This is a genomic window from Cellulomonas sp. JZ18, from assembly GCF_009720485.1.
Taxonomy (GTDB): domain Bacteria; phylum Actinomycetota; class Actinomycetes; order Actinomycetales; family Cellulomonadaceae; genus Cellulomonas.
The window spans coordinates 806660-830615 of sequence record NZ_CP045245.1 but is presented as its reverse complement, the minus strand read 5'-3'; the positions used below and the strand labels follow the sequence as shown (position 1 = coordinate 830615).

Genomic DNA, 23956 nt, shown 5'->3' with positions numbered 1-23956 from the left:
GGCGTGTCGTCAGGCCTGCGCGGCGGCGGCCGTGCCGGCGTCCGCCTCGGGCCCGGGCGCGGCCTCGAACGTGAGGCTGACGGAGTTCATGCAGTACCGGTCGCCGGTCGGCGTCTGCGGGGCGTCGTCGAAGACGTGCCCCAGGTGGGAGCCGCACCGCGCGCAGCGCACCTCGGTGCGGACCATGCCTTGGCTGCGGTCCTCCAGCAGCTCCACGCGGTCGGCGGCCAGCGGCGAGAAGAAGCTCGGCCACCCGCAGTGCGCGTCGAACTTGGTGTCCGAGCGGAACAGCTCGTTGCCGCAGGCGCGACAGCGGTAGACGCCCTCGCGGCGCTCGCCGAGCAGCTCACCGCTCCAGGGGCGCTCGGTGCCCGCGCGGCGCAGCACCGCGAACTCCTGCGGCTCGAGCTCGAGCGCCCACTGCTCGTCCGTCTTGCTGACCTGGTAGCCCACGTCGTCCTCCCTCGGGTCGGTCGACCGTCCTAACACCGCCGACCCGCCGCACGTTCCCGCCGGTCCTCGTGCCCGGGCCTCGTGCCAGGCCTCGTGCCAGGCCTCGTGCCAGGCCTCGTGCCAGGTCCTCGCGCCACGGCACCGCGCACCGGTCCCGCCGACGCGCCGCCGTCGGCGCCGTGTCGTGCTCCCGGCACGGGACGACCTACGCTGACCGGGAGGATCCCGCCACCGGGGCGCCGCGAAGACACGAGGTCCACGTGCCCGCCAACCGACGTCGATCGAGCCTCACGCGCCGGTTCGCGGTCGTGAGCCTCGTCGGCATGGCCGTCGTCGGGCTGGCGCTCGTCCTCGTCACGTCCAACCAGATGCGCGAGCAGTCGCTGCGGGACGGCACGGGGCTGGCCGTCACGGTCGCGGCCTACGCCTCGGCCGTGACGCCCGCGAGCGCCTACGTCACCGGCGTCCTCGCCGAGCCGGAGCAGCAGGCCGTCGCCGCGGCGACCGCCGGCTTCGGCGAGCAGCTGGTCGAGCTGCGCCTGTGGAGCACGGACGGGCGGCTCATGTACTCGTCGCGGGAGGCGACGACCGGCCTGCCGCACATGGTGCGGTTCGGGCAGGTGATGGCGTCCGGCGAGCCGGACGCGGTCGTGCAGCCCGACGTCCGGGGCGGTCCCGCGGCCTCGACGGCCCCGCGGCCCCGGCCGCCCCCGCTGCGCCGACCGCCGAGAACACGGTGCTCGACGTCTACGTCCCCGTGCGCGTCGACGCCACGGCGGCCTCCCCGGTCCCGGCGGACGCCGACGCGCGCACGGTCGTCGGGGCGGCGGAGGTCATGCTCGACCACACGCGCACGCAGCAGACCCTGCAGGACACGCTGCGCACGGTCGTCCTGGTCGTGGCGGGCAGCCTCGTGCTGCTCTGGCTGCTGCTCTACCGCATCGTCCACTCGACGTCCCGGCGTCTGCGCACCGCGGCGCTGGAGAACGCGCGCCTGGCGATGCTCGACTCGCTCACGGGTCTGCCGAACCGCCGGCTGCTGAGCGAGCAGATGCAGCGCGCGGTGCGCGACGCGGGCGAGGACGGCTCGCGCGTCGGGCTGATCCTGCTCGACATCGACCGGTTCAAGGACATCAACGACACGCTCGGGCACGACCACGGGGACGCGCTGCTCGAGCTCGTGGCCGAGCGCCTGCGGCACGCGCTGCGCGACGACGACGTCGTGGCCCGACTCGGCGGGGACGAGTTCGCGATCCTGCTGCCGGACGTGCGCTCGGTCGGCAACGCCGAGCGCCTCGCGCGGCGCGTGCGCGGCCTGTTCGCGGCCCCGTTCGAGCTGGGCGACCTCGCGCTGCACGTCGACACCTCGATCGGCGTCGCGTGCCTGCCCGACCACGCCGACGACCCGTCGTCCCTCATGCGCACGGCCGACATCGCGATGTACGCGGCGAAGCACCAGCGCTCGGGCGTGGCCGTCTACTCCCCCGACGCCGACGACTCGTCGCCGGCCCGCCTGGTGCTCATGGGCGAGCTGCACGCGGCGCTCGAGGAGCACGAGACCGCCGGTGCGCACGACGGCGACCCGCGCGGCGACGGCGGGATGCAGCTGGAGATGCACTACCAGCCCAAGATCGAGCTCGCGTCCCAGCGCACGGTCGGGCTCGAGGCCCTCATGCGCTGGCGCCACCCCACGCGCGGGCTCGTCGGTCCCGGCACGTTCGTGCCGCTCGCCGAGCAGTCCGGGCTCATCCACCGGCTGACGGCCTTCGCGCTCGACGCGAGCGTGCGCCAGCTCGCGCAGTGGTCCGCCGAGGGCACCGCGGTGCCCGTGGCGGTGAATCTGTCGGCGCACGACGTCGCGGACCCCGCGGTGGTCGACACGATCGAGGAGCTCCTGCGCCGCCACCACGTGCGGCCCGAGCTGCTCGAGGTCGAGATCACCGAGACCGCGCTGGTCGCGGACCGCTCACGCGTGGTGCCGGTGCTCGAGCGCCTCGGCCGGCTGGGCGTGCGCGTGGCGATCGACGACTTCGGGACGGGCACGACGTCGATCTCGCAGCTGCGCGACCTGCCCGTGGACGAGCTGAAGATCGACCGGGTGTTCGTGGCGGACCTCGGCGACGGGGGCCGGGAGGGGTCGGACGTCGTGGTGCAGGCGATGGTCGACCTGGCGCACTCGTTCGGCCTGCGGGTGGTCGCCGAGGGCGTGGAGGACGAGGCGATCGCGCGCACGCTCGAGCGGCTCGGCGTGGACCACGCGCAGGGCTACCTCTGGGCGGCCCCCGCTCCGCCCGCCCAGGTGCGCCCTCCGGGGGGCACCGCCCGGGGGGACACGTCCGTTCTTCACCCGATAGGGTGAATCAGCGGGCGAATGCTCAGGCTCGGGACCGGTCCGGCCGATGTCCACCGACGAGGCGGGCTCTACCCTTCGGTCGGCACGCCGCCGAGGAGACCCGCCAGGAGGGGGACGCACGGCCATGATGGACGAGCTGCTCGAGGAGATGATCGACCCCGCGCCGTCGCGCGAGGACGCCGCCCGCCGGCGCCGCGCGTGGGCGACGGGCTCGATCCTGGCCCTGGCCGCGGTCGGCGTCGCGTCGCTGACGACGTCGGCGCTGTTCACCGACCAGGACGACCTGGCGGGCACGATCAGCACGGGGACGCTCGTGCTGGGCGCGGAGGGTGCGCAGTTCGACATGCCCCTCGGCGGGCTCGCACCGGGCGGCTCGGTGGTCGCACCCCTGCGCGTGGTCAACGAGGGCTCGCTCGAGCTGCGGTACGCGCTGAGCGTCAGCGCCCAGCGGGCCACCCCCGAGGGGCGCCCGGGCGGCGCGGGGAACCTGACCGAGCAGCTGCGCGTCACCGTCCTCGCGCCCGGCGTCACCTGCACCACGGAGGCCACCGCCGCTCCGGCCGCGGCCGACGTGCTCGGCGCGTCGCCGTCCACCACCGGCTTCGGGCTGCCCGCCACGGACACGCCCATCGTCGGCGACCCCGCCACCGGCGCCGACACGACCCCGGGTGCCGGCGACCGCACGCTGCCGGGCGGCAGCGACGCGGACGAGACCCTCTGCGTGCGGGTCGACATGGCGTCGACCGCGGGCAACGAGTTCCAGGACACCGCCGCCGTGCTGAGGTTCGTCCTCGACTCCGAGCAGACGGTCAACAACCCCTGACGCGTCGGCGTCGCACGCGGTGACGAGGTCGCAGCGCAGCCGTACGGAGCCCTTCGTCGAACGGCGGGCGCCGCGGCCGGACGCGCCCGCGCCCACACCGGCCCAGCGCGTGCGCCGCGTCGTGTCGGTCGCGCTGTGGGCCGTGGTCGTCTCGGGCGTGCTCGCCTACGCCACGTCGCTCGTGGTGCCGCTGTGGTTCCAGATGCAGGGCGAGCGTCTGCTGGTCGTCACGTCCGGGTCGATGGCGCCACGGTTCGTCGAGGGCGACGTCGTGGTGCTGCGCGCGGTCACCGACGCCTCGGAGCTCAAGCCCGGGCTCATCGTCACGTTCCAGCCCGTGGGCGGGACCTCGCTCGTCACCCACCGCATCGTGTCCCTGCACAGCCTGCCCGCGATGCGGGAGGCGGACGACGGCTCGGGGCGCATGGTCCCGGTGCTCGACGCGGCCGGGGAGCCGGTGGAGCAGCCGTACATCCGCACCCAGGGCGACGCCAACCCCGAGCCCGACCCGGACGCCACACCCGTGGAGCGGGTGCGCGGCGTGCTGCTGCGCGTGCACCACGGGTGGGGCGACACGCTGGTCTGGGCGACGTCGCCGGTCGGCCGCGCCGTCATGCTGGTACCGCCCCTGCTCGCGCTCGCCACCCTGGAGGTGCTCTCGGTGCTCGACGCACGTCGCCGTCGCACCCGGTCGGCGCGGCGCCCCGCGGACGCCGACAGGAGGGTCGATGCGCTCCTCCTCGACTGACCGCGTCCGCCGCGGCACCCGGGTCCGCCTCGCGGTCGCGCTCCTCGTCGTGGGGGCCGCGGCCGTGACACCGGTCGTGGGGACGACGAGCGCCCTGCTCACCGACACCGACGCGCTGACGGCGACCGTGACGACGCGCACGTGGCAGACGGCGGAGCCGTCGTCCGGCGCGGGGTCGGGCGCGGGGTCGGGCGCAGGCTCGGACGCGGGGTCGGGCGCGGGCTCGGACGCCACCCCGGCACCCACCGCGGCGGCGGACGACCCCGGACCGGAGCCCTCCGAGGGCACCGTCGCGCCGAGCACCACGGGGACGGGACGCACCGCGCTGTGGTGGCGCGGGCACGCGGGCCCCCGGGACGGCTGACCGCGGTGTGACGTGCGTCCCCCGCCGGGCAGGTGACGGAATAGCCCGGCACGTGCCACCGTTGAGGCGGCTGTTCGATGCAAACGCATCGACCTAGGACGAGAACCAGAGGTGCACGATGCAGTTCGGGATCTTCTCGGTCGGCGACGTCACGACCGACCCCACGACCGGGCGGACCCCCGACGACACCGAGCGCGTCCGCGCGATGCTCACCATCGCCGAGCACGCCGACGCCGCCGGGCTCGACGTCTTCGCCACGGGTGAGCACCACAACCCGCCGTTCGTGCCGTCGTCGCCCACGACGATGCTCGGCTACCTGGCCGGCCGGACGAAGAACATCGTCCTGTCCACGGCCACGACCCTCATCACCACGAACGACCCGGTCCGCCTCGCCGAGGAGTACGCGATGCTCCAGGTCATCAGCGGCGGGCGCATGGACCTCATGATGGGCCGCGGCAACACCGGCCCCGTCTACCCGTGGTTCGGCAAGGACATCCGCCAGGGCATCCCGCTCGCGATCGAGAACTACGCACTCCTGCGTCGGCTGTGGGAGGAGGACGTCGTCGACTGGAGCGGCAAGTTCCGCACGCCGCTGCAGGGCTTCACGTCCACCCCGCGCCCGCTCGACGGCGTGCCGCCGTTCGTCTGGCACGGCTCGATCCGCTCCCCCGAGATCGCCGAGCAGGCCGCGTACTACGGCGACGGCTTCCTGCACAACGCCATCTTCTGGCCCATGCAGCACACCGCGCAGATGGTGAACTTCTACCGCGAGCGCTACGAGCACTACGGGCACGGCCGCGCGGACCAGGCGATCGTCGGCCTCGGCGGCCAGGTGTTCGTGCGCACGAGCTCGCAGGCCGCGTGGGACGAGTTCCGCCCGTACTTCGACGTCGCGCCCGTCTACGGGCACGGGCCGTCGATGGAGGACTTCACGCGCGAGACGCCGCTGACCGTCGGCAGCCCGCAGCAGGTCATCGACCGGTACGGGGCGTTCTGGGAGCAGGTCGGCCACTACCAGCGGCAGATGTTCCTCATCGACCACGCCGGCCTGCCGCTCAAGACCGTGCTCGAGCAGATCGACATCCTGGCCGAGGACATCGTCCCGGTGCTCCGCGCGGAGGCCGAGGCCCGGCGTCCCGCGGACGTGCCGGCGAACCCGCCGTCGCACGCCGAGCGCGTCGCCGCCGCCCGCGCGGCCGGGAAGCTGCCCGCGGCGACCGCCGCGGCGGCCGACCACTGGACGGGCCGCACCGCCGAGGACGACCTCGACGCCGCCGACGCTGCCACCGTCCGCTGACGCACCCCTGACCGCCGGGCGTCCGCCCCGCCCCTCCCCCCTGCCGGGGCGGGCGTCCGGCCCACGACCACACCACCCCGCACCACCGGCAGCACCGGAAGAAGGCACCACCATGACCGCACGCTCGATCGTCGTCGTCTCCGGCGGCCTGTCGCAGCCGTCGTCGACGCGCATGCTGGCCGACCGCCTCGCGGACGCCACCGTGTCCGCGCTCGCCGAGCGGGGCGTCGAGGCCCGCGTCACGGTCGTCGAGCTGCGCGACCTCGCGCACGAGGTCGTCGACATGACCCTCACCGGGTACGCACGCGGCGGGCTGGCCGACGCCCAGGAGGCGCTGGCCGGCGCCGACGGCGTCGTCGCGGTGACCCCCGTCTACACCGCCTCCTACGCGGGCCTGTTCAAGTCCTTCGTCGACGTCCTCGACAAGGACACGCTGCGCGGCACGCCGGTCGTGCTGGGCGCGACGGGCGGTACGGCCCGGCACTCGCTGGTCGTCGAGCACGCGCTGCGGCCCCTGTTCGCGTACCTGGGCGCCGACGTGGTCCCGACGGGCGTGTTCGCCGCCACCGACGACTGGGCCGAGGCCGGGACGGACGACGTGCGCCCCCTGCCCGACCGCATCCGCCGCGCGGGCGAGCAGCTGGCCGAGCGCGTGGCCGGGCGCGAGCCGGCCCGCCGGGTCGGCCTGTACGACGCAGTGCCGTCCTTCGAGGACCTGCTCGGGGCCTGACGGGCGCGGCCGCGGACGGGGCCGTCGGCGCCGCCGGCGTGCACGCACGAGGCCCCCGGCACACGGTGCCGGGGGCCTCGTCACGTGCGGCCGCCGACGTAGGTCGGCGGCCCGCGTCTCACTGGTGGGTCAGCGTGAACGCCGTCCCGGTGCCGGTGGGCTCGACGTCCAGGCGCTGGTCGCTGAGCGTCTGCGCGGTGCGGCTGTCCACGTAGACGCGGGCGCCGCCCTCCGCCACGACGTCGTCGCCCGGGTCGGGCCCGGCCACGAGCGCGAGCTCGAAGCCGCCCGAGTCCTGCTCGGCGATGCGCAGGCCGCCCTCCTCGGGCAGGCCGGCGCGCTGGGTGAGGGTCTCGACGGCGGTGCGGGCGTTGTCGGTCAGGGTGAGCACGGGTGCTCCTCTCTGCTCGCCGGGTGACGCCGTCCCGTCCGGGCGCGCGGGTGTGGGTCCGCGCACCGTCGGGGCCGACGCCGTCGGTCGTGCTCCACCGTGACCAGCGCTCCCCCGCTCGCGCAAACGGACGTCCGCTGGGCGAGACCCCGTCCGACACGCCGCGGCCCGGGCGTGCGGACGCGCGCCCGCACCCGTACGGTCCGCCCTCCCCCTCCGTCGTCCCCCGCCGGTCCCGTGCGCCGACCTCGTCCGGGGCCCTCAGCCGAACGCGACGTCGACGACGAGCGCCCGGTGGTCCGACAGCCCGAGGTCCAGCGCCCGCGCGCCGGAGACCGCCTGCACCTGCCCGGTGCCGAGCACGTGGTCGAGCTGGCGCTGCGGCGTGGCGAGCGGGTACGTCGAGGCGCGGGCGAGGGGACGCATGCCGGAGACGCGTGCCGGCCGGTCGCCCGTCATGTTGAGGTCGCCCATGAGGACCCGCGGCCCGGGGAGCGTCCGCGTCGCCCGCACGGCGTGCCGCAGCTGGCGCGCGTTCCAGCCCGGGATGAACGTCAGGTGCGTGCCCACCACGGTGCACGGTCCGTCGGGGTGCTCCACGACCGCGGCGATGGCCGACCGGGGCTCGTCGCGCACGAGCACCGGCCAGCGTGCGTCCGGGAAGCGGATGGGCGTACGTCGCCGCAGCGCGGGCAGGGCGACCACGCGCCAGTCGCGCACGGGCAGCCGGGACAGCAGCGCGATGCCGTAGGCCGCCGTCGTGGGCTGGGCGTCGCCGGTCGCGGCGACCCACAGGTCCGGCTCCCCGTGCAGCGTGGCGACGAACCGGTGGTGGGGTGCGCCCATCGCCTCCGCGGCGACCGCCGTGAGGTCAACGCCGTGCGAGCGCGCCTGACCGCGGTCGACCTCCTGCAGCGCGAGGACGTCGGCGTCCAGGCGCCGCACCGCCGTGGCGAAGCGGTCGAGGTCGACCCGCCCGTCGACGGTGGAGCGCCCGTGCAGGATGTTGAAGGTGGCCAGCCGCACGCCGCCGATTCTGGCCCGGCACGCGCCGGGCCGCGCGGGCAGTCACCGGGTGGCCGCTCGTCCTGCGGACCCCGCCCCGCCGGTGTAGACACCGTGCATGCCCTCCGAGACGACGCCTGCCGCGGGCACCGCTCCCCTCACCGGGGCGGCCCCGCCCCCGCTGCCCGCGCCCACGGGCGCCGAGACCCCGGACGACCGTGCCGTCCTGCAGGACGGACTGCGCCGCACCGCCGTCGCGCTGCTCGACGCGGAGATCCCGTTCGCGCTCGTCGGCGGGTACGCCGCGTGGGCGCGGGGCGCGCCGGAGCCCAGCCACGACGCCGACTTCGCGATCGCGGAGGAGGACGTCGAGCGCGCCAAGCGGGCGCTGTCGGCCGCGGGCCTGGACGTGCAGCAGCCCGCGGAGAACTGGCTGTTCAAGGCGTACCACCACGGCCAGCTCGTCGACGTGCTGTTCCGCATGGTCGGCGAGCCCGTGACGTACGCGCAGCTGGAGCGGGCCGAGCAGCTCGAGGTGCTGGCCGTGCGCATGCCGGTGCTGCCGGCGACCGACATCATCTCCGCCAAGATGCGCGTGCTGGGCGAGCACTACTGCGACTTCACCTGGCTGCTGCCGATGGCCCGCGCGCTGCGCGAGCAGATCGACTGGGAGCAGGTGCGCGCGGACACCGAGGGCCAGCCGTACGCGCGCGCGTTCCTGTACCTCGCGGACGAGCTGGGGCTCACCGGCAACGGGAGCGCCCGGCTCACGGCCGCCCCCGGGCGCAGCGAGCCGGGCGGGGAGGACTGAGCCGGCGCACCGCGCCATCCTGGTGACGTGGACGTCGACGACGTGCGTCACCTGGCCCTCGCGCTGCCGGAGGTCACCGAGCGGCCCAGCTGGGGCCGGCCCGCGTGGTTCCACCGCGCCCTCGTCGGGCGGATGTGGGACGAGCACCGCCTGACGGTGCGCGTCGAGGACGACGGCGAGCGGCGCGCTCTCGTCGCGCAGGAGCCGGGTCTCTACTCCACGACCGACCACCACGCGGGCACGAACCTCGTGCTGGTCGACCTGCGCACCGCCGACGCGGCCCTGGTCGACGCCCTGCTCCGCGAGTCGTGGTGGTGGGCGGCGCCGCCGGTGCTGCGCCGCCGGCACCCGGGGCTCGGGCCACCCGACGCGCCGGGCGGGGACGGCGCGGGCGCTCCCGCGTCCACCGGCTGACGGCGGCGGGTCAGTCGCCCCGCGCCGCGACGAGCCGGCGGACGTCGCCGAGGTGCTCGGACATGGCGCGCTGCGCCGCGTCCGCGTCGTGCGCCTCGATCGCCGCGAAGATCGCCAGGTGCCCCTCGCGGGAGGTGCGGCGCCCCTCGGCGGTGGTGTGCGAGTGCCGCCGCACGTCCATGGTCCACTCGGCGACCATCGTGTGCAGCGTCGCCAGCAGGGGGTTGCGCGCGGCACGCGCGACGAGCAGGTGGAACTCGGTGTCGCACGCCAGCGACGCCTCGGGACGCAGCCGCGGCGTGGTGCGGTCGAGCACCTCGCGCAGCTGGAGCAGGTTGGCCGGGGTGGCCCGCCGGGCGGCGAGGCCGGCGACGGACGGCTCGACGATCTCGCGCAGCTCGGCGGCGTCGCGCGCCTCGGACGACGGGGACGACAGGTCGAGCAGCGCGCGCTCGGCGTCGGAGGGCGCGACGACCACCGTCCCGCGGCCGGGCCGCCGCTCGATCAGGTTCTTCGCCTCGAGCTCGTGCATCGCCTCGCGCAGGGTCGCCCGTGACACCGACAGGGACGCCGCGAGGTCGCGCTCGGACGGGAGCCGGTCACCGGCGGCGACCTGACCGGTGGCGATCAGCCGCTCGAGGTGGGCCGCGAGGACCACCGGCGTGCTCACGGATCGGCGTGCGAGCGGGGGGATCTCGACGGGGGCCAACGGTCCTCCTCAGCGGGCGCGGTGCAGCGGAACGTACCACGCACGGGTGGCGTCATTGGTCTGACCATCCAGCCACTGTTTCGGCCCCGTGAACTTGTCGTAACAGTCTCTCGATGTCGACAGAACCGCGTCGCCGGGGCCCTAACGTCGCCGTCATTGGTCAGACCATCTGGCCGATGCGGCCCTCGCCGTCCGCCCCACGAGAGGACGTCCCCATGACCTCCGCCCGCCGCGCCGCCCTCCCCGCCGCCGCCGTGCTCCTGCTCGCCCTCACCGCCTGCTCCTCCACGGCCGACGCCGGCGCCCCCGAGGACGGCGGACCCTGGGCCGACCTCGCCGCCTCCGCGGAGTGCGAGGAGCTGCGCGAGGCGCACCCCGACCTCGTCGGCACCACGCAGACGAACGCCCTCAACCCGCACACGCCGGGCTACGAGATCATCGACCCCGAGAACCCGGACGAGTACATCGGCTTCGACATCGACCTCGGCGAGGCCATCGGCGCGTGCCTCGGCTTCACGGTCGACTACGTCCCCGTCGGGTTCTCCGAGCTCATCCCCACCGTGGCCAGCGGCCAGGCCGACTGGATCCTGTCGAACCTCTACGCGACCGAGGAGCGCGCCGCGGGGGGCGTCGACTTCGTCAGCTACTCCAAGGTGTTCGACGGCGTGCTCGTCGCCACGGGCAACCCCGAGGGCATCACCGGGATCGACACCTCGATCTGCGGGCTGACCATCGCGCTCAACAAGGGCTACGTCGAGGTGCCGCTCGTCGAGGCGGTCGGCCCGGAGTGCACGGCGCAGGGCCTGCCGGCTCCCGAGCTGGCGCTGTTCGACTCCAGCGCCGACTGCGTCCAGGCGATCCTCGCCGGCCGCGCCGACGCCTACATGAACGACATCAACACCGTGAACCGCTTCATCGCGGAGCACCCCGACGACCTCGACTCGGCCGAGACCGTGATGCTCGACTACGAGATCGGCGTCGGCGTCCTGCAGGGCGAGCACGACTTCCGCGACGCGGTCGTCGGCGCGCTCACGGCCATCCAGGACTCCGGCCTGCAGACCGAGCTCGCCGAGAAGTGGGAGCTCGACGCGAACGCGGTGGCCGCGCCGACCGTCCTGAGCGTCGGCTGACGGCGGGGCCCACGACATGGCGGACTTCCTGCACTACCTCACGCTGCCCTACCTGCTCCAGGGCATGACGTTCACGCTCCAGCTGCTGCTCGGGGGCTTCGTCGGCGGGCTCGCGCTCGGCTCGGTGCTCGCGGCGATGCTGCTCTCCCGGCACCGGGGCGTGCGGGCCGTGGCCCGGGCGTACACGACGCTGTACCGCGGCACGCCGCTGATCCTGCAGCTGGTGTTCGTCTTCACCGTGCTGCCGCACGCCGGCGTGGTGCTCGCACCCGTGGTCGCCGGCGTCGTGGCGCTGGCGATGAACGAGGCGACGTTCTTCGCCGAGATCATCCGCTCCGCCGTGCGCGAGGTCCCGGCCGGCCAGCGCGCCGCCGGGCGCGCGCTGGGTCTGACCCCGGTCCAGCTGCTCCGCCGTGTCGTGGGCCCGCAGGCCCTGCGTGCGATGGTGCCGGCCCTCGGCAACGAGGCCGTCGCCACGATGAAGAACTCGGCGCTCGCGTCGGTCATCGCGGTCCCGGAGCTGACGCTGCGCACGCAGCAGCTCGCCTCCGCGACGTTCGACTACTTCGAGATCTACTTCGCCACGGCCGTCATGTACCTGCTCCTCACGGCCGCCATCACCGGCGTGCAGCTGCTGGTCGAGGCCCTCGTCGACCCCGACGGGGTGCGCACGCGCGGCTGGTTCGGCCCGCTGCGCCGCCGGCCCGCGGCCCCGGCCGCCTCCGCGTCGGCCGCTCCCGCGGCCGCCGCCGCACCCCCGGCCGCCGCGCCCGGGCCGGAGCACCGCCGCACGCAGGCCGACCCGCCCCCGCGCGGGTTCGGCGACGCGATGGTCGAGGCACGCGGCCTGCGGCGCTCGTACGGGGACACCGAGGTGCTGCGCGGCATCGACCTCATGGTGCGCGAGGGCGAGGTCGTCGCCCTGCTCGGCCCCAGCGGCTCGGGCAAGAGCACGCTGCTGCGCACGCTCAACCACCTCGACGGCCTCGACGGCGGCTCGGTGCTCGTAGGCGGCACGTCGATCGGCTACGACTGGCAGGGACGCGAGCTGCCCGAACGGAAGGTCGCGCGCCAGCGGGTCGAGGCGGGCGTGGGCATGGTGTTCCAGAGCTTCGACCTGTTCGAGCACCTCACCGTGCGCGAGAACGTCGCCGCGCCGCTGCGCTGGGTGCAGGGGCTCTCGCGGGAGGAGGCGCACGCCCGCGCCGACGAGCTGCTCGCACGCGTCGGCATGGAGCACCGCGCGGACGCACTGCCCCGGCACCTGTCCGGCGGGCAGCAGCAGCGCGTCGGCATCGCCCGCGCGCTGGCGCCCCGCCCGCGGGTGCTGCTGCTCGACGAGCCGACCAGCGCGCTCGACCCCGAGAAGGTCGCCGAGGTGCTGCGCGTCATCACGCACCTGGCCCGCACGTCCGGCCTGACGATGCTCATCGCCACCCACCAGCTGCGCTTCGCGCGGGAGGTGGCGGACCGGGTCGTGTTCATGGCGGGCGGCGTCGTCGTCGAGGAGGGCCCCGCGGACGACGTCCTCCTGCGGCCGCAGCACCCGCTGACGCGCGCGTTCGTCGGCGCGATGGACACGGCGGAGGTGTGAGCATGACGTCCCCCGACCGTCCCGCCCGTGAGGCGCTCGTCCTCACCGGCCGTCCCGGTGTGCCGGCGCCCGTGGGGCCGTTCGCGCACGCCGTCCGCTGGCACGACACCCTGTGGGTCACCGGCCAGATGCCGACCGACCCGCGCACCGGCCTCGTCGTCGGCGAGGACGTCGTCGACCAGACGCGGCAGGTCATGCGCAACCTCGAGGCCGTCCTCACGGCGGCCGGCGCCCGGCTCGCCGACACCCTCATGGTCCGCGCGTACCTGACGGACTTCGACGACTACGCCGCCTTCAACGCCGAGTACGCCACGTGGTTCCCGCACGGGCTGCCCGCGCGCACGTGCGTGGGCACCACCGGGCTCGCCGTCGGCGCGCTCGTCGAGATCGACCTCGTCGTCGGCCTGCCCGGCGACACCACCACCGGAGGTGCCCGATGACCGACACGACGACCCTCGCCCGCACCGGTACCGCGCTGCAGCCCGGCGAGGGTCCCCTGCCGGGCGAGCACTACCTGCCGACGCGCGCCGACGAGGTGCACTGGGGGTGGCTCCCGCACCGGGGCACGCCCGCGGTGCTGGCCGTGCCGGACGGCGCGACCCTCACGGTCGACACGCTGAGCCACGAGGGCCTGCTGGCGGACCAGGGCCGCGACCCCGCCCGCTACCTCGCGCAGTTCGGCGTCGAGGAGGTGCTCGCCGACGCGGTCGAGGTGGCCGCGTCGCCGCTGGTCAACGGGGCGCAGGACGGGCCGCACGTCGTCACCGGCCCCGTGCACGTGGAGGGTGCGCGGCGCGGCGACGTGCTGCGCGTCGACGTGCTGCGGCTCGACCGGCGCGTGCCGTACGGGTTCGTGAGCAACCGGCACGGGTACGGCGCACTGGCGGGCGAGTTCCCGGAGGACCTCGACTCGGCCGCGACCCGCCACGTGGACGCCATCGTGCGCGACGGCACCGTGAGCCACTACGCGTGGGTCGAGGAGCGCGACGGGCGCGACGTCGGCCTCATCGACGCGGGCGGCGGCCGGACCGTGCAGTTCGGGCTGGACCCGTTCCTCGGCCTCATGGGCGTCGCCGCCCCGGTGGACGAGCCGCTGCCGTCGGTGCCGCCCGGGCCGTACGGCGGGAACATCGACGTCAAGCACACGGGCGTCGGGTCGACGCTCTACCTGCCGGTCGGCGTGGACGGCGCGCTGTTCTTCGCCGGCGACCCGCACTTCGCGCAGGGCAACGGGGAGGTGGCGCTCACGGCGCTCGAGGCGTCGCTGCGCGCGACGCTGCGGCTGGGCGTCGTCCGCGCGGCCGACCGCCGGGCCGTGCTCGGGGCGGCGGGTGGCCCGGTCGTCGAGACCGCCACGCACTGGCTGCCGACGGGCCTGCACGAGGACCTCGACGAGGCGATGCGTCACGCCGTGCGCAACGCGGTCGCGTTCCTGCACGGCCGGTTCGGGGTCCCCCGTGCGGTCGCGCTCGCGTACCTCTCGGCGGCCGGCGACTTCGAGGTCAGCCAGGTGGTGGACGCCGTCAAGGGCGTCCACTGCAGGATCCCCAAGCGGGACTGGGCCGCCTGGGCCTGAGCCCCGCCCGCGGGTGCCGGGGCGCCGCCGTCCGGCGGCGCCCCGGTCGCCTCAGGCGTCCGCGGGCACGGGGGCGGCGTCCTCGTCGGCGTCCCGGATGCGCAGCGCCTCGACGAGCGAGCGGTAGAGCGCGTCCTCGGCGAGCAGCTGCGCGTGGGTCCCGCGGGCCCGCACCCGGCCGCCCTCGAGCACGACGATCGTGTCCGCGTCGACGACCGTCGAGAGCCGGTGCGCGACCGTGACCACGGCCCCGGTGGTGGCCATCGCGCGGATGCCGTCGTGCACGGCGGCCTCGGTGAGGCCGTCGACCTGGGCCGTCGCCTCGTCGAGCAGCATGACCTGCGGCCGGCAGAGCATCGCCCGGGCAAGCGCGATGCGCTGGCGCTGCCCACCCGAGACGGACGTCTCCGACAGGCGGGTGTCCAGACCGTCGGGCAGGTCGTCGAACGCGCCGTCGAGGCGCACCGCGGCGAGCACGCGTGCGAGCTCCTCCTCGCTCGCCCCGGGGTTGCTGAACAGCAGGTTCTCGCGGATCGTGCCGGGCACGACGGGGGTCTCCTGCTCGACGTACGCGAAGCGTGCGCGCACGTCGTCGTGGCTCCAGCCCGCGTACGGGCGGCCGTCGAGGAGGATCTCGCCCTCCTGCGGCTCGAGGAAGCGCAGGAGCAGGGAGAACACGGTCGTCTTGCCCGCCCCGGAGGGACCGACCAGCGCGGTGTGGCCACGCCGGGGCACGACGAGCGAGAGGTCGCGCACCGCGGGCTCGCGGTCGGGCCCGTAGGCCGCCGTGACGCCCCGCAGCTCGAGGACCGGCACGTCGTCGCCGGCCTGCGGCGGAGCCCCGGCACCCGTCGCGACCGGCTCCTGCGGCTCGACCTCCATCGCCTGCACCTCGCTGATGCGTCCCGCCGCGGCGACGCCCGACTGCAGCTGGGTGAGGCTCTGCGTGAGCTCGGTGATGGGGCCGACGATGTTGAAGGCGTAGAGCAGGAACGCGACGAGGCTCGACACGGGGAGCTCGCCCTGCGCGACGCGCCAGGCACCGAGGCCGAGGATGACGATGATCGCGAGCTGGATCCCGCCCCACGCGACCGTCCAGGCGAGCGCCGTCGTGCGCACGGCCCGCACGGAGTGGTCGCGCGCCTCGCGGGCCGCACCCAGGATCGCCGCCGCCTGGCGCGCCTCCGCCCGGCTCGACTTCACGGTGCGCATCGCGCGCAGCGAGCCCTCGAGGGTCCCGCCGAGGCGTCCGAGCGCCTCCTGGGAGGCCTTCTCGGCGACGCCGATGCCCGGCAGCAGCACCGCCATGACCGCCCCGACCACGACGATGGCGCCGATCGTGGTGCCCAGCAGCGCGAGGTCGAGGACGCCCATGAGGACGAGCGTGCCCACGAGGGCGACCGTGCCGTTGACGAGGCTGACCATGCTCGACGTCGCGGCCTCGCGCAGCAGGACGGTGTCGGAGGTCACCCGGGTGACCAGCTCGCCGGTGGGACGGCCGGTGATCGCCGCGACGGTCGCACGCAGGTACCGGCGGACGAGCGACTCGCGCGCGTCGAGCACGATGCGCTCCGCGAGGGTGCCCATCACCACCCACTGCACGTAGCCCACGACGGAGCCCACGACGAACAGCGTGAGCAGCACGGCGACCGGCCGGCCGAGCGAGGTGTCGGCGCCGAGGCTGTCGAGGACCCACTTGGTCACCATCGGCGTCGCGAGGGACAGGGCGGTGGAGGCGAGCCCCAGCACCAGGCCGAGGGCGAGGGTGCGGCGGTGGGGGCGCACGAGGTCGAGCAGGATCCGCAGCCGGTCCCCGCGGGGCAGCAGGGCGGCGCGCTCGCCGTCGGGTGCGCCGGGGCCGGCGGCGGTGGTCGTGGCGGGCGGGGTGGTGGGGGCGTCCGGGTCGGTGGCGACGGGCACGGGGTCGGCGCTCATGGTTCGAGTGGAACACTGCTGTTCCATATCGGTCAACGACAATTCCGCCGCGGGATCGCGATGTACCGTTCGCTCATGGCGAACGACATGGCGTCCCGCGCGTCGGGCCCGCCGACGGCCGCCGGCGGGGAGCCGGGTGCCGAGACGGGGGCACGCGCACGCACGCGCCAGGCCATCGTCGAGGCCGCCGTCCGCGCGCTCGCCGCCGACCCCGGCGCCCCGCTCGGCCGCGTCGCCGACCTCGCCGACGTGGGCCGCACGACCCTGCACCGGTACTTCCCGGAGCGCGCCGACCTGCTCGACGCGGTCGCCCGTCACGCGGTCCGCTCGATCGCCGCCGCGCACGAGCGCGCACGGCTCGACGAGGGCACCGCCCTCGAGGCGCTGCTGCGGGTCGCGCAGGAGTACCTCGAGCTCGGCGACCTGCTCACGGTGCTGTTCTCGGGGCTCGTGCCCGAGGAGGCGTGGGCCGACGACGTGACGAACGGCGACGCGCTCGAGCGCCTGTGCGCACGCGGCCGCGCGGACGGCTCCCTCGACCCCCGACTGCCGGACGACTGGTCGCAGGGCGTGCTCTGGTCGGCGCTGTACCTGTCGTGGGCCACCCTGCGGGCCGGGGACGCCGACCGGCACACCGTCGTCGGCAACCTGCTCCTCACGCTGCGCAAGGCGCTCGGCGCGACGCTGCCCGACTGACGCCCGACCGACGCCCACCCCCGGCACCCGCGCAGCCCCCCGGGGGCGCGGCGTTCCGCGCGCGCGGACGTCGCCGCCGTGGTGAGGATGAGGTCATGACCGACTCCACGCACCCCCAGACACCGACCCTGGAGATCCGCGGCGGGCGCATCCCCGTGCTCGGCTTCGGCACCTGGCAGGCCGAGGGCGACGAGGCCGAGCTCGCCGTCAGCGCCGCGCTGCAGCTGGGCTACCGGCACGTCGACACCGCCACCGGCTACGGCAACGAGGCCCAGGTGGGCCGGGCCCTGTCCACCCGGGGCATCGACCGCGACGACGTCTTCATCACCACGAAGCTCCCGCCGGACCACGGCGGCCGCGAGCGCCGGACGCTCACCGAGTCGCTCACCGCGCTCACGACCGACCACCTCGACCTGTGGCTCGTGCACTGGCCGCCGAACAAGCAGGCGAGCCCCGAGGTGTGGGCCGAGTTCATCAAGGCGCGCGACGAGGGCCTGGTGCGCGCCATCGGCGTCTCGAACTACTCGATCGCGCAGATCGACGAGCTCATCGCGGCGACCGGCGAGGCACCGGCCGTCAACCAGATCCCCTACTCGCCGGTCGACCACGACCCCGACCTGCTCGCGGCGCACCGCGAGCGCGGCGTCGTCGTGGAGGGCTACAGCCCGCTCAAGCGCACGGACCTCGACGCCGAGCCGATCGCCGCCGCGGCCCGCGCGCACGGGGTCACGCCGGCCCAGGTCGTGCTGCGCTGGCACGTGCAGCACGACGTCGTCGTGATCCCGAAGTCCGTGCGCCGCGAGCGCATCGAGGAGAACCTCGGCGCCCTGTCGTTCGAGCTCACCGCCGACGAGATGGCGGCGATCGACGGGCTGCGGTCGGGGTCCTGACCTCCGGCGACGGCGTCGGTCCTGCGGGGCCGGCGCCGTCGCGCACGTCCGTCTCCCGCGACCCGTCCTCCCGCGACCCCGCTCGTCCGGCCGCGCACCGCGTCGCTCGCGACGTGGTCGCGCTCTCACCTCGCACGTGCTCGCCGCCGTCGTCTCCGACCGGCGAGCACGTCGGGTGCGGCTTACCGAGAACCGTCCCCGTGTCCTGCGTCAGCGCCACGCCGTTGTGCCACCGCCGGACAGGTCTACCGGACGCGGCGACGTGACGTCAACCACACCTCGTCCCGGAACTGCCCGCCTCACCTCCCCCGCGCAACCGCCGATGGGGCGACGACAGCGGGAGGTACGGGTGGACATGCGGGGAGCAGGACGGCTCACGGTCGGCCGCAAGCTGGGGCTGACGTTCGCGGCGCTCATCGTCGCGATGGCAGGGGTGGCCGCGTTGGGCGTCGCGCGGGTCGACGAGATCCAGGCGCGGCTGACGACGATCAACGACGTCAACAGCGTCAAGCAGCGGTACGCCATCAACTTCCGGGGCAGCGTCCACGACCGCGCGATCGCGCTGCGCGACGTCGTGCTCGCGCGCTCGCCGCAGGACGCCGCCGCGGCGGTCGCGCAGATCGAGGCGCTCGCCGCCGACTACGCGGAGTCGGCCGACGCGATGGCGCCGCTCGTCGCCGGTCCGGACGCCGTCACCGACGCCGAGCGCGCCGCGCTGGACGCCATCGACGCGGTCGAGGCGCGGACGCTGCCGCTGGTGGACCAGGTCGTCGCGCTGCAACGGGCCGGCGACGTCGCGGGCGCGCAGCAGGTCCTGCTCGACCAGGCCGCACCGGCCTTCACCGACTGGCTCGCCGCCATCAACGTGTTCATCGACCTCGAGGAGGAGATGAACGGCGGCGAGACGGCCCACGCGCGCGAGGTCGCCGGCGGGTTCGCGCTGCTCATGGTCCTCGTGACGGCACTCGCCGCGGCCGCCGGCGCCCTGGTCGCCTGGCGCGTGACGCGCGGGGTGACCCGTCCGCTCGGCCGGGCCGCCGACGTCCTGCGCCTGGTCGCCGAGCGCGACCTCACGCAGCGCGTCGCGGTCACGGGGCACGACGAGGTCGCGCGGCTCGGGCGCTCGCTCGACTCCGCGCTGGACAGCCTGTCGCAGGTCATGGCCGCCTTCGGGGCCCGGTGCGACGACCTCGCACGGATCAGCGACCGGGTGGGCACCGTGTCCTCGGACATCGCGGGCGGGGCGCAGGAGTCGTCCGCGCAGGCGCGCAGCGTCGCCGAGGCCGCGGAGGGCGTCTCGCGCAGCATCGCGGACGTGTCCGCCGGCTCGGAGCAGATGGGGGCGTCGATCGGCGAGATCGCCCGCAGCGCCGACGAGGCCGTGAGCGTCGGCGGCCGGGCCGTGGCGGTCGCGGAGCAGACCGTGGGGACGATCGGCCGCCTGGGCGAGTCGAGCCGCGCCGTCGGCGAGGTCGTGCAGCTCATCTCCGGGATCGCCGAGCAGACGAACCTGCTCGCGCTCAACGCGACGATCGAGGCCGCGCGCGCCGGGGACGCCGGCAAGGGCTTCGCCGTCGTCGCGACCGAGGTCAAGGAGCTCTCCCAGGAGACGGCCCGGGCGACGGAGGACATCGCGCGCCGCATCGAGGCGATCCAGGCGGACACCGAGCGGGCGGTCACCGCGATCACCGAGGTGGCCCGCGTGATCCAGGAGATGGACGGGCACCAGCGCACGATCGCCGTGGCGGTGGAGCAGCAGGCCGCGACCACGGCGGAGATCAACCGGGGCGTCACCCAGGTCGCGGCGGACTCGCAGCGGATCGCGACGGGCATCGGCGACGTCGCGGACGTGGCGCGCGCGACGACCACGTCGGCGGACGAGTCGCGGCAGGCGGCCCAGGACCTCACGGGCGTCTCGCGCGAGCTCGGCGACCTCGTGGGGTCGTACCGCTACTGATCCGCCGCTCGCCCGGACGACGGGGCACGGCCCGGACGCCCGCGCGTGCGGACGTCCGGACCGTGCCCCGTGTGCCGTCCGCGGTGCGGGACGGCACACGGCCTCAGCGCCAGCCTCAGCGCCAGCCGCCCTGGACGGCCGTGATCAGCTCGCCGTTCGACGTGTCGCCCGACAGCTCCCAGAAGAAGGCGCCGCCGAGGCCCTTGTTCCGGGCCCACGTCATCTTCCCGGCGATGGTCTGCGGGGTGTCGTACGACCACCACTGGCTGCCGCAGTGCGCGTACGCCGTGCCGCCGACCGTGCCGGTCGCCGGGCAGCGCTGCTTGAGGACCTTGTAGTCCTCGATGCCCTGCTCGTACGTGCCGGGGGCGGCACCCGACGCGCTGCCGCCGGGGGCCGACTGCGTGACGCCGTTCCAGCCGCGGCCGTAGAAGCCGACACCGAGCAGGATCTTGCGGGCCGGGATGCCCTTGGCGATCAGCTTGTTCACCGCCGCCTCGGAGTTGAAGCCGGCCTGCGGGATGCCCGGGTAGGCCGTCAGGGGCGAGTGCGGCGCCGTCGGGCCCGACGGGTTGAAGGCGCCGAAGTAGTCGTACGTCATCGGCATGATCCAGTCGAGCTTCTGCGCCGCGGTGGCGTAGTCGGTGGCGTCGATCTTGCCGCCGTCGCTGCCGTCGGCCGTGATGGCGGCGGTGACGAGGTTGTTCGGGCCGAACCGGTTGCGCAGCGCGGTGACGACGCGGTCGAACGCCTGCGGGCCGCTCGTGTCGCACGTGAGGCCGCACGCGTTCGGGTACTCCCAGTCGACGTCGATGCCGTCGAACACGTCGGCCCAGCGCGGGTCCTCCACGAGGTTGTAGCAGGACTCCGCGAACGCCTGCGGGTCCTGCGCCGCCTGCGTGAAGCCGCCGGACCAGGTCCAGCCGCCGAACGACCAGATCACCTTCAGGTGCGGGTGCTTCTTCTTCAGCTCGCGCAGCTGGTTGAAGCTGCCGCGCAGGGGCTGGTCCCACGTGTCGGCGACACCGTCGACCGACTGCTCGGCCGTGTACGCCTTCTCGTAGTCGGCGTACGAGTCGCCGATGGAGCACCGGCCGCCCGTGGTGTTGCCGAACGCGTAGAGGATGTGGGTCAGCTTCGCCGCCGAGCCCGAGGTGTCGATGTCCTTCACGTGGTAGTTGCGCCCGTAGACACCCCACTCGGCGAAGTAGCCGACGACCTTGGAGCCCGTGGGCGGGGGCGTGGTCGGGGTCGGGCTCTGCGTGGGCGTCGCCGTCGGGGTGGCGGTGGGCGTGGACGTCGGCGTCCCACCCCCGCTGCACGAGGCGCCGTTGACCGTGCAGCTCGTGGGGCGCACGAACGGCCCGGTGCCGACGTAGCCCCAGGTCTGCGAGGCCCCGGGCGCGAGCGCGGGTGCCCACGACTTCTTCGTCGCGCGGTACGCCGAGCCGTTGCGGGTGAGGTCGGCGTCCCAGGCGCTGCCGACGGTCGCGCCGTTCGGCAGCGCGAAGTCGACGGACCACGAGGGGACGCTCGCCGACGTGCCGTTGGTGACCGTGACGGCGACCTGGTGACCGGTCCCCCAGTCGCCCTGGGAGGTGAACGTGACCGTCACGGCGCCGGCCGCCGTCGCACCGGGCGCCACGGCGAGCCCGGTACCGAGGAGGCCCAGCGCGGTGAGCGCCGCGGCGAGGGCACGGCCGCGGGGGGATCGCGGGCCGCGAGGGTGGTGCGCACTGCTCCTGACCATGACCGACTCCTGTCGTCGATTTGTAAGGAGGCCGTACAAATAGGGACGAGATCGACGCTAGGACCAGGCGGGCGGGGAGTCAATGGTCCTATGACTCTCGATAACGATGTCGACACCGCCCGGGACGGGAAGCCACGCGCGCGTTGTCCCTGCTCAGGGCAGCGGCACCACACGTTCGGGTGAAGCACGCTGCTTCGGTACGCGTGCACCGGCGCGGACGTCCCAGCAGTCCGCTCCCCGCTCACGCAGGACGTGGGCTGCGGCGCGCCTCCACCACCCGCACACGCCCGCCGCTGCACCACCCGCACCGCCCAGCAGGCAACACGATCCGCACCGCCCAGCAGGCAACACGATCCGCACCGCCCAGCAGGCAACCCCGCCCCGACCCGCCCCCGCCCCGCCCCGCCCCCGAGCCCCAGCCCGCCCCCCGAGCCCCCACCCCGCCGACTTCGGTGGTTCTGCGCCGAGTGAGACGGCTACAGCTGCCGAACTCGGCACGGAACTGCCGAACTCGGCGGGTCGTGGCGAGCTCGGGAGGTCTCGCCGAACTCGGCGGGTCGTGGCGAGCTCGGGAGGTCTCGCCGAACTCGGCGGGTCGTGGCGAGCTCGGGAGGTCTCGCCGAACTCGGCGGGTCGTGGCGAGCTCGGCGAGGTACGGCGCGGCCTGGTGGGTGGGGGTGGCCCGGTGGGTGATGTCCCGGCGTCAGCGCTCGGCGGTGCTCGCTCCGGGCGATGGCGTCGAGGATGCCGCGCTCGGAGGTGACGACGTGGGTGACGGCGCCGCCGGCGGCGCCCGGGGCAGAGGCGGCGCCGGTGGGTCGAGGCCTGCGCGGTGCGTCAGAGGACGACGACCGTCATCCCCGCGTGCGCCGCCGGGCGGCCGAGCGCGGCCAGGGCCTCGGCCGCACCGTCCAGGTCCACCGTCCGCCCCACCAGCCGCCCCGGGTCGAGGCGGCCCTCCGCCACCGCGGCCAGCATCGCGGGGTACTCGTGGGCCGCCATGCCGTGGCTGCCGTACACCTCGAGCTCGTGCGCGACGACCCGGTCCATCGGCAGGGCGGTCGCCGCGTCGGCGCCGAGCAGCAGGCCGACCTGCACGTGCCGGCCGCGCCGGCGCAGCGACAGCACACCGGCCTGCGCGGTCGCCGGGCTGCCCAGGGCGTCGAGCGCGACGTGCGCACCGCCGTCCGCGGCGGCCGCGACCCGTGCGGCCACGTCGGCGGGGCACCGCCCGCGGGGTCGAGGACGACGTCCGCACCCGCGGCCCGGGCCGCCGCGCGCGCGGCGGGCGACGGGTCCACCGCCACGACGCGTGCGCCGAGGGCGGCGCCGATCATCACCGCCGACAGCCCGACCCCGCCGCACCCGAGCACCGCCAGGACCTGGCCAGCGCCGAGCCTGCCGTGCACGGTGAGGGCCCGGTACGCGGTCGCGAACCGGCAGCCGAGGGAGGCCGCCTCGACGGGGGTCATGCCCGCCGGGACGCGCACCAGGTTCGTGTCGGCGTGGTCCAGCGCGACGAGCTCCGCGAAGGAGCCCCAGTGCGTGAAGCCGGGCTGGGTCTGGTGGGGGCACACCTGGTGCTCACCCGCGCGGCACGTGGCGCACGAGCCGCACGCGCAGACGAACGGCACGGTGACGACGTCGCCGGGTGCCCAGTCGCGGACGCGGTCGCCGACCGCGACGACGGTCCCCGCGAGCTCGTGCCCGGGCACGTGCGGCAGGCGCACGCCGTCGTCGTGCCCCTGCCAGGCGTGCCAGTCGCTGCGGCAGACGCCGGTGGCCGCGACGCGCACCACGACCCCGTCGTCCGGGCACGCCGGGTCGGGCACCTCCCGCACCACGGGCACCGCACCGAACTCCTCCACCACGAGCGCACGCACCCGCGTATCCTCGCGCACCCCGCCCGCACCCCTGCCGTAGGGGTGACGGCGTGCGCAGGCCCGGCGTCGGTGAGCCGATGAGTTCCGGGCTCGTGCCGGGTCCATCCCGCGACGGCGGCGCCGCCGAGCCGCCCACGACGAGAGGAGCCCGCATGTCCTTCCAGGCCTACCTGGACACGATCGAGGACCGCACCGGCCTGACCCCGCGCGAGCTGCTCGCGGTCGCCCGCGAGCGTGGGCTCGACGCCCCCGGGACCAAGGCCGGGCAGGTGGTGACGTGGTTCGCCGACGAGTACGGGCTCGGACGCGGGCACGCCATGGCGTTCTGGCACGTGCTGACCAAAGGCCCGCAGATCTCCGGGAAGCACGTCGGCTCGGGCGGCACGCACGCGGACGCGTCGAGCACCCTGTGGCTGGACGGCAGGGCGACCCGCCCGTCCTGACGCC

Annotated in this window: 22 protein-coding genes and 1 pseudogene; 16 read left to right on the top strand and 7 right to left on the bottom strand. The window is 75.1% G+C overall.

Going from position 1 to position 23956, the window contains the following annotated elements; translation table 11 throughout:
* Positions 1 to 9: 9 nt before the first annotated feature.
* Positions 10 to 453 (bottom strand): peptide-methionine (R)-S-oxide reductase MsrB, encoded by a 444-nt coding sequence (gene msrB / locus GC089_RS03830; RefSeq protein ID WP_155376555.1) that lies wholly within the window; start codon positions 451 to 453, stop codon positions 10 to 12.
* Positions 454 to 1189: 736 nt separating this feature from the next.
* Between msrB and GC089_RS03825 the strand changes: the two genes are divergently transcribed.
* The 6 genes from GC089_RS03825 to GC089_RS03800 all read left to right on the top strand — a co-directional run bounded on the left by GC089_RS03825 (position 1190) and on the right by GC089_RS03800 (position 6768).
* Entirely contained in the window at positions 1190 to 2812 is a 1623-nt protein-coding gene (locus GC089_RS03825) for a bifunctional diguanylate cyclase/phosphodiesterase (RefSeq protein WP_230685043.1), read from the top strand.
* Positions 2813 to 2930: 118 nt separating this feature from the next.
* On the top strand, positions 2931 to 3629 hold the full coding sequence (locus GC089_RS03820; protein ID WP_155376554.1) for a hypothetical protein: 699 nt from the start codon (positions 2931 to 2933) through the stop codon (positions 3627 to 3629).
* Positions 3630 to 3738: 109 nt separating this feature from the next.
* Positions 3739 to 4377, top strand: a complete 639-nt coding sequence (locus GC089_RS03815; protein ID WP_196250812.1) for a signal peptidase I — start codon at positions 3739 to 3741, stop codon at positions 4375 to 4377.
* The gene (locus tag GC089_RS03810; RefSeq protein ID WP_155376553.1) at positions 4358 to 4741 is read left to right on the top strand and encodes a hypothetical protein; all 384 of its coding nucleotides are present in this window, start codon (positions 4358 to 4360) and stop codon (positions 4739 to 4741) included. The genes GC089_RS03815 and GC089_RS03810 overlap by 20 nt, the downstream gene beginning before the upstream one ends.
* A 118-nt stretch (positions 4742 to 4859) precedes the next feature.
* Complete coding sequence (locus GC089_RS03805) at positions 4860 to 6038, top strand: LLM class flavin-dependent oxidoreductase (protein WP_155376552.1); 1179 nt, start codon at positions 4860 to 4862, stop codon at positions 6036 to 6038.
* A 112-nt stretch (positions 6039 to 6150) separates the two neighbouring features.
* Entirely contained in the window at positions 6151 to 6768 is a 618-nt protein-coding gene (locus tag GC089_RS03800) for an FMN reductase (RefSeq protein ID WP_155376551.1), read from the top strand.
* Positions 6769 to 6886: 118 nt separating this feature from the next.
* Here GC089_RS03800 and GC089_RS03795 read toward each other — a convergent pair whose 3' ends face one another.
* Both GC089_RS03795 and GC089_RS03790 read right to left on the bottom strand, forming a co-directional pair.
* Positions 6887 to 7159 (bottom strand): adhesin, encoded by a 273-nt coding sequence (locus GC089_RS03795; RefSeq protein WP_155376550.1) that lies wholly within the window; start codon positions 7157 to 7159, stop codon positions 6887 to 6889.
* A 261-nt stretch (positions 7160 to 7420) separates the two neighbouring features.
* A complete protein-coding gene (locus GC089_RS03790) occupies positions 7421 to 8185 on the bottom strand; it encodes an endonuclease/exonuclease/phosphatase family protein (protein ID WP_155376549.1) in 765 nt (254 codons plus the stop codon).
* Positions 8186 to 8282: 97 nt separating this feature from the next.
* On the opposite strand from GC089_RS03790, the gene GC089_RS03785 reads away from it, so the two are divergent.
* Both GC089_RS03785 and GC089_RS03780 read left to right on the top strand, forming a co-directional pair.
* The gene (locus GC089_RS03785; RefSeq protein WP_155376548.1) at positions 8283 to 8975 is read left to right on the top strand and encodes a nucleotidyltransferase family protein; all 693 of its coding nucleotides are present in this window, start codon (positions 8283 to 8285) and stop codon (positions 8973 to 8975) included.
* Positions 8976 to 9002: 27 nt separating this feature from the next.
* Positions 9003 to 9389, top strand: coding sequence for an MmcQ/YjbR family DNA-binding protein (locus tag GC089_RS03780; RefSeq protein WP_230685042.1), 387 nt, complete (start codon positions 9003 to 9005; stop codon positions 9387 to 9389).
* Between the two features lie 10 nt (positions 9390 to 9399).
* On the opposite strand, the gene GC089_RS03775 is transcribed toward GC089_RS03780, so the two are convergent.
* Positions 9400 to 10059, bottom strand: coding sequence for a FadR/GntR family transcriptional regulator (locus GC089_RS03775; RefSeq protein WP_230685041.1), 660 nt, complete (start codon positions 10057 to 10059; stop codon positions 9400 to 9402).
* A gap of 254 nt (positions 10060 to 10313) precedes the next feature.
* Here GC089_RS03775 and GC089_RS03770 point away from each other — a divergent pair, with 254 nt between their 5' ends.
* The 4 genes from GC089_RS03770 to GC089_RS03755 are packed head-to-tail and all read left to right on the top strand — an operon-like array spanning position 10314 to position 14398.
* Positions 10314 to 11228, top strand: a complete 915-nt coding sequence (locus GC089_RS03770; protein WP_155376546.1) for an ABC transporter substrate-binding protein — start codon at positions 10314 to 10316, stop codon at positions 11226 to 11228.
* Between the two features lie 16 nt (positions 11229 to 11244).
* Positions 11245 to 12822 (top strand): amino acid ABC transporter permease/ATP-binding protein, encoded by a 1578-nt coding sequence (locus GC089_RS19895; RefSeq protein ID WP_155376545.1) that lies wholly within the window; start codon positions 11245 to 11247, stop codon positions 12820 to 12822.
* Positions 12823 to 12824: 2 nt separating this feature from the next.
* Positions 12825 to 13262 carry a RidA family protein gene (locus GC089_RS03760; protein WP_155376544.1) on the top strand — a complete coding sequence of 146 codons (438 nt, stop codon included), beginning with the start codon at positions 12825 to 12827 and terminating at the stop codon, positions 13260 to 13262.
* The gene (locus tag GC089_RS03755) at positions 13259 to 14398 is read left to right on the top strand and encodes an acetamidase/formamidase family protein (RefSeq protein ID WP_155376543.1); all 1140 of its coding nucleotides are present in this window, start codon (positions 13259 to 13261) and stop codon (positions 14396 to 14398) included. Before GC089_RS03760 ends, GC089_RS03755 begins: the two co-directional genes overlap by 4 nt.
* Positions 14399 to 14449: 51 nt before the next feature.
* On the opposite strand, the gene GC089_RS03750 is transcribed toward GC089_RS03755, so the two are convergent.
* Complete coding sequence (locus GC089_RS03750; protein ID WP_196250811.1) at positions 14450 to 16333, bottom strand: ABC transporter ATP-binding protein; 1884 nt, start codon at positions 16331 to 16333, stop codon at positions 14450 to 14452.
* 75 nt (positions 16334 to 16408) lie between these two features.
* Here GC089_RS03750 and GC089_RS03745 point away from each other — a divergent pair, with 75 nt between their 5' ends.
* The 3 genes from GC089_RS03745 to GC089_RS03735 all read left to right on the top strand — a co-directional run bounded on the left by GC089_RS03745 (position 16409) and on the right by GC089_RS03735 (position 19876).
* Entirely contained in the window at positions 16409 to 17029 is a 621-nt protein-coding gene (locus GC089_RS03745; RefSeq protein WP_155376542.1) for a TetR/AcrR family transcriptional regulator, read from the top strand.
* 95 nt (positions 17030 to 17124) lie between these two features.
* Positions 17125 to 17919: an aldo/keto reductase gene (locus GC089_RS03740; protein ID WP_155376541.1), complete on the top strand. Its 795-nt coding sequence runs from the start codon at positions 17125 to 17127 to the stop codon at positions 17917 to 17919.
* 355 nt (positions 17920 to 18274) lie between these two features.
* Positions 18275 to 19876, top strand: a complete 1602-nt coding sequence (locus GC089_RS03735; RefSeq protein WP_196250810.1) for a methyl-accepting chemotaxis protein — start codon at positions 18275 to 18277, stop codon at positions 19874 to 19876.
* A gap of 115 nt (positions 19877 to 19991) precedes the next feature.
* Here GC089_RS03735 and GC089_RS03730 read toward each other — a convergent pair whose 3' ends face one another.
* Together GC089_RS03730 and GC089_RS03725 are read right to left on the bottom strand one after the other, a co-directional pair.
* Positions 19992 to 21626 (bottom strand): glycosyl hydrolase family 18 protein, encoded by a 1635-nt coding sequence (locus tag GC089_RS03730; RefSeq protein ID WP_155376539.1) that lies wholly within the window; start codon positions 21624 to 21626, stop codon positions 19992 to 19994.
* A gap of 837 nt (positions 21627 to 22463) precedes the next feature.
* Positions 22464 to 23509: pseudogene (locus GC089_RS03725) on the bottom strand (alcohol dehydrogenase catalytic domain-containing protein).
* A 152-nt stretch (positions 23510 to 23661) separates the two neighbouring features.
* On the opposite strand from GC089_RS03725, the gene GC089_RS03720 reads away from it, so the two are divergent.
* Positions 23662 to 23952: a DUF4287 domain-containing protein gene (locus GC089_RS03720; protein ID WP_155376538.1), complete on the top strand. Its 291-nt coding sequence runs from the start codon at positions 23662 to 23664 to the stop codon at positions 23950 to 23952.
* The last annotated feature ends 4 nt before the right edge of the window (positions 23953 to 23956 follow it).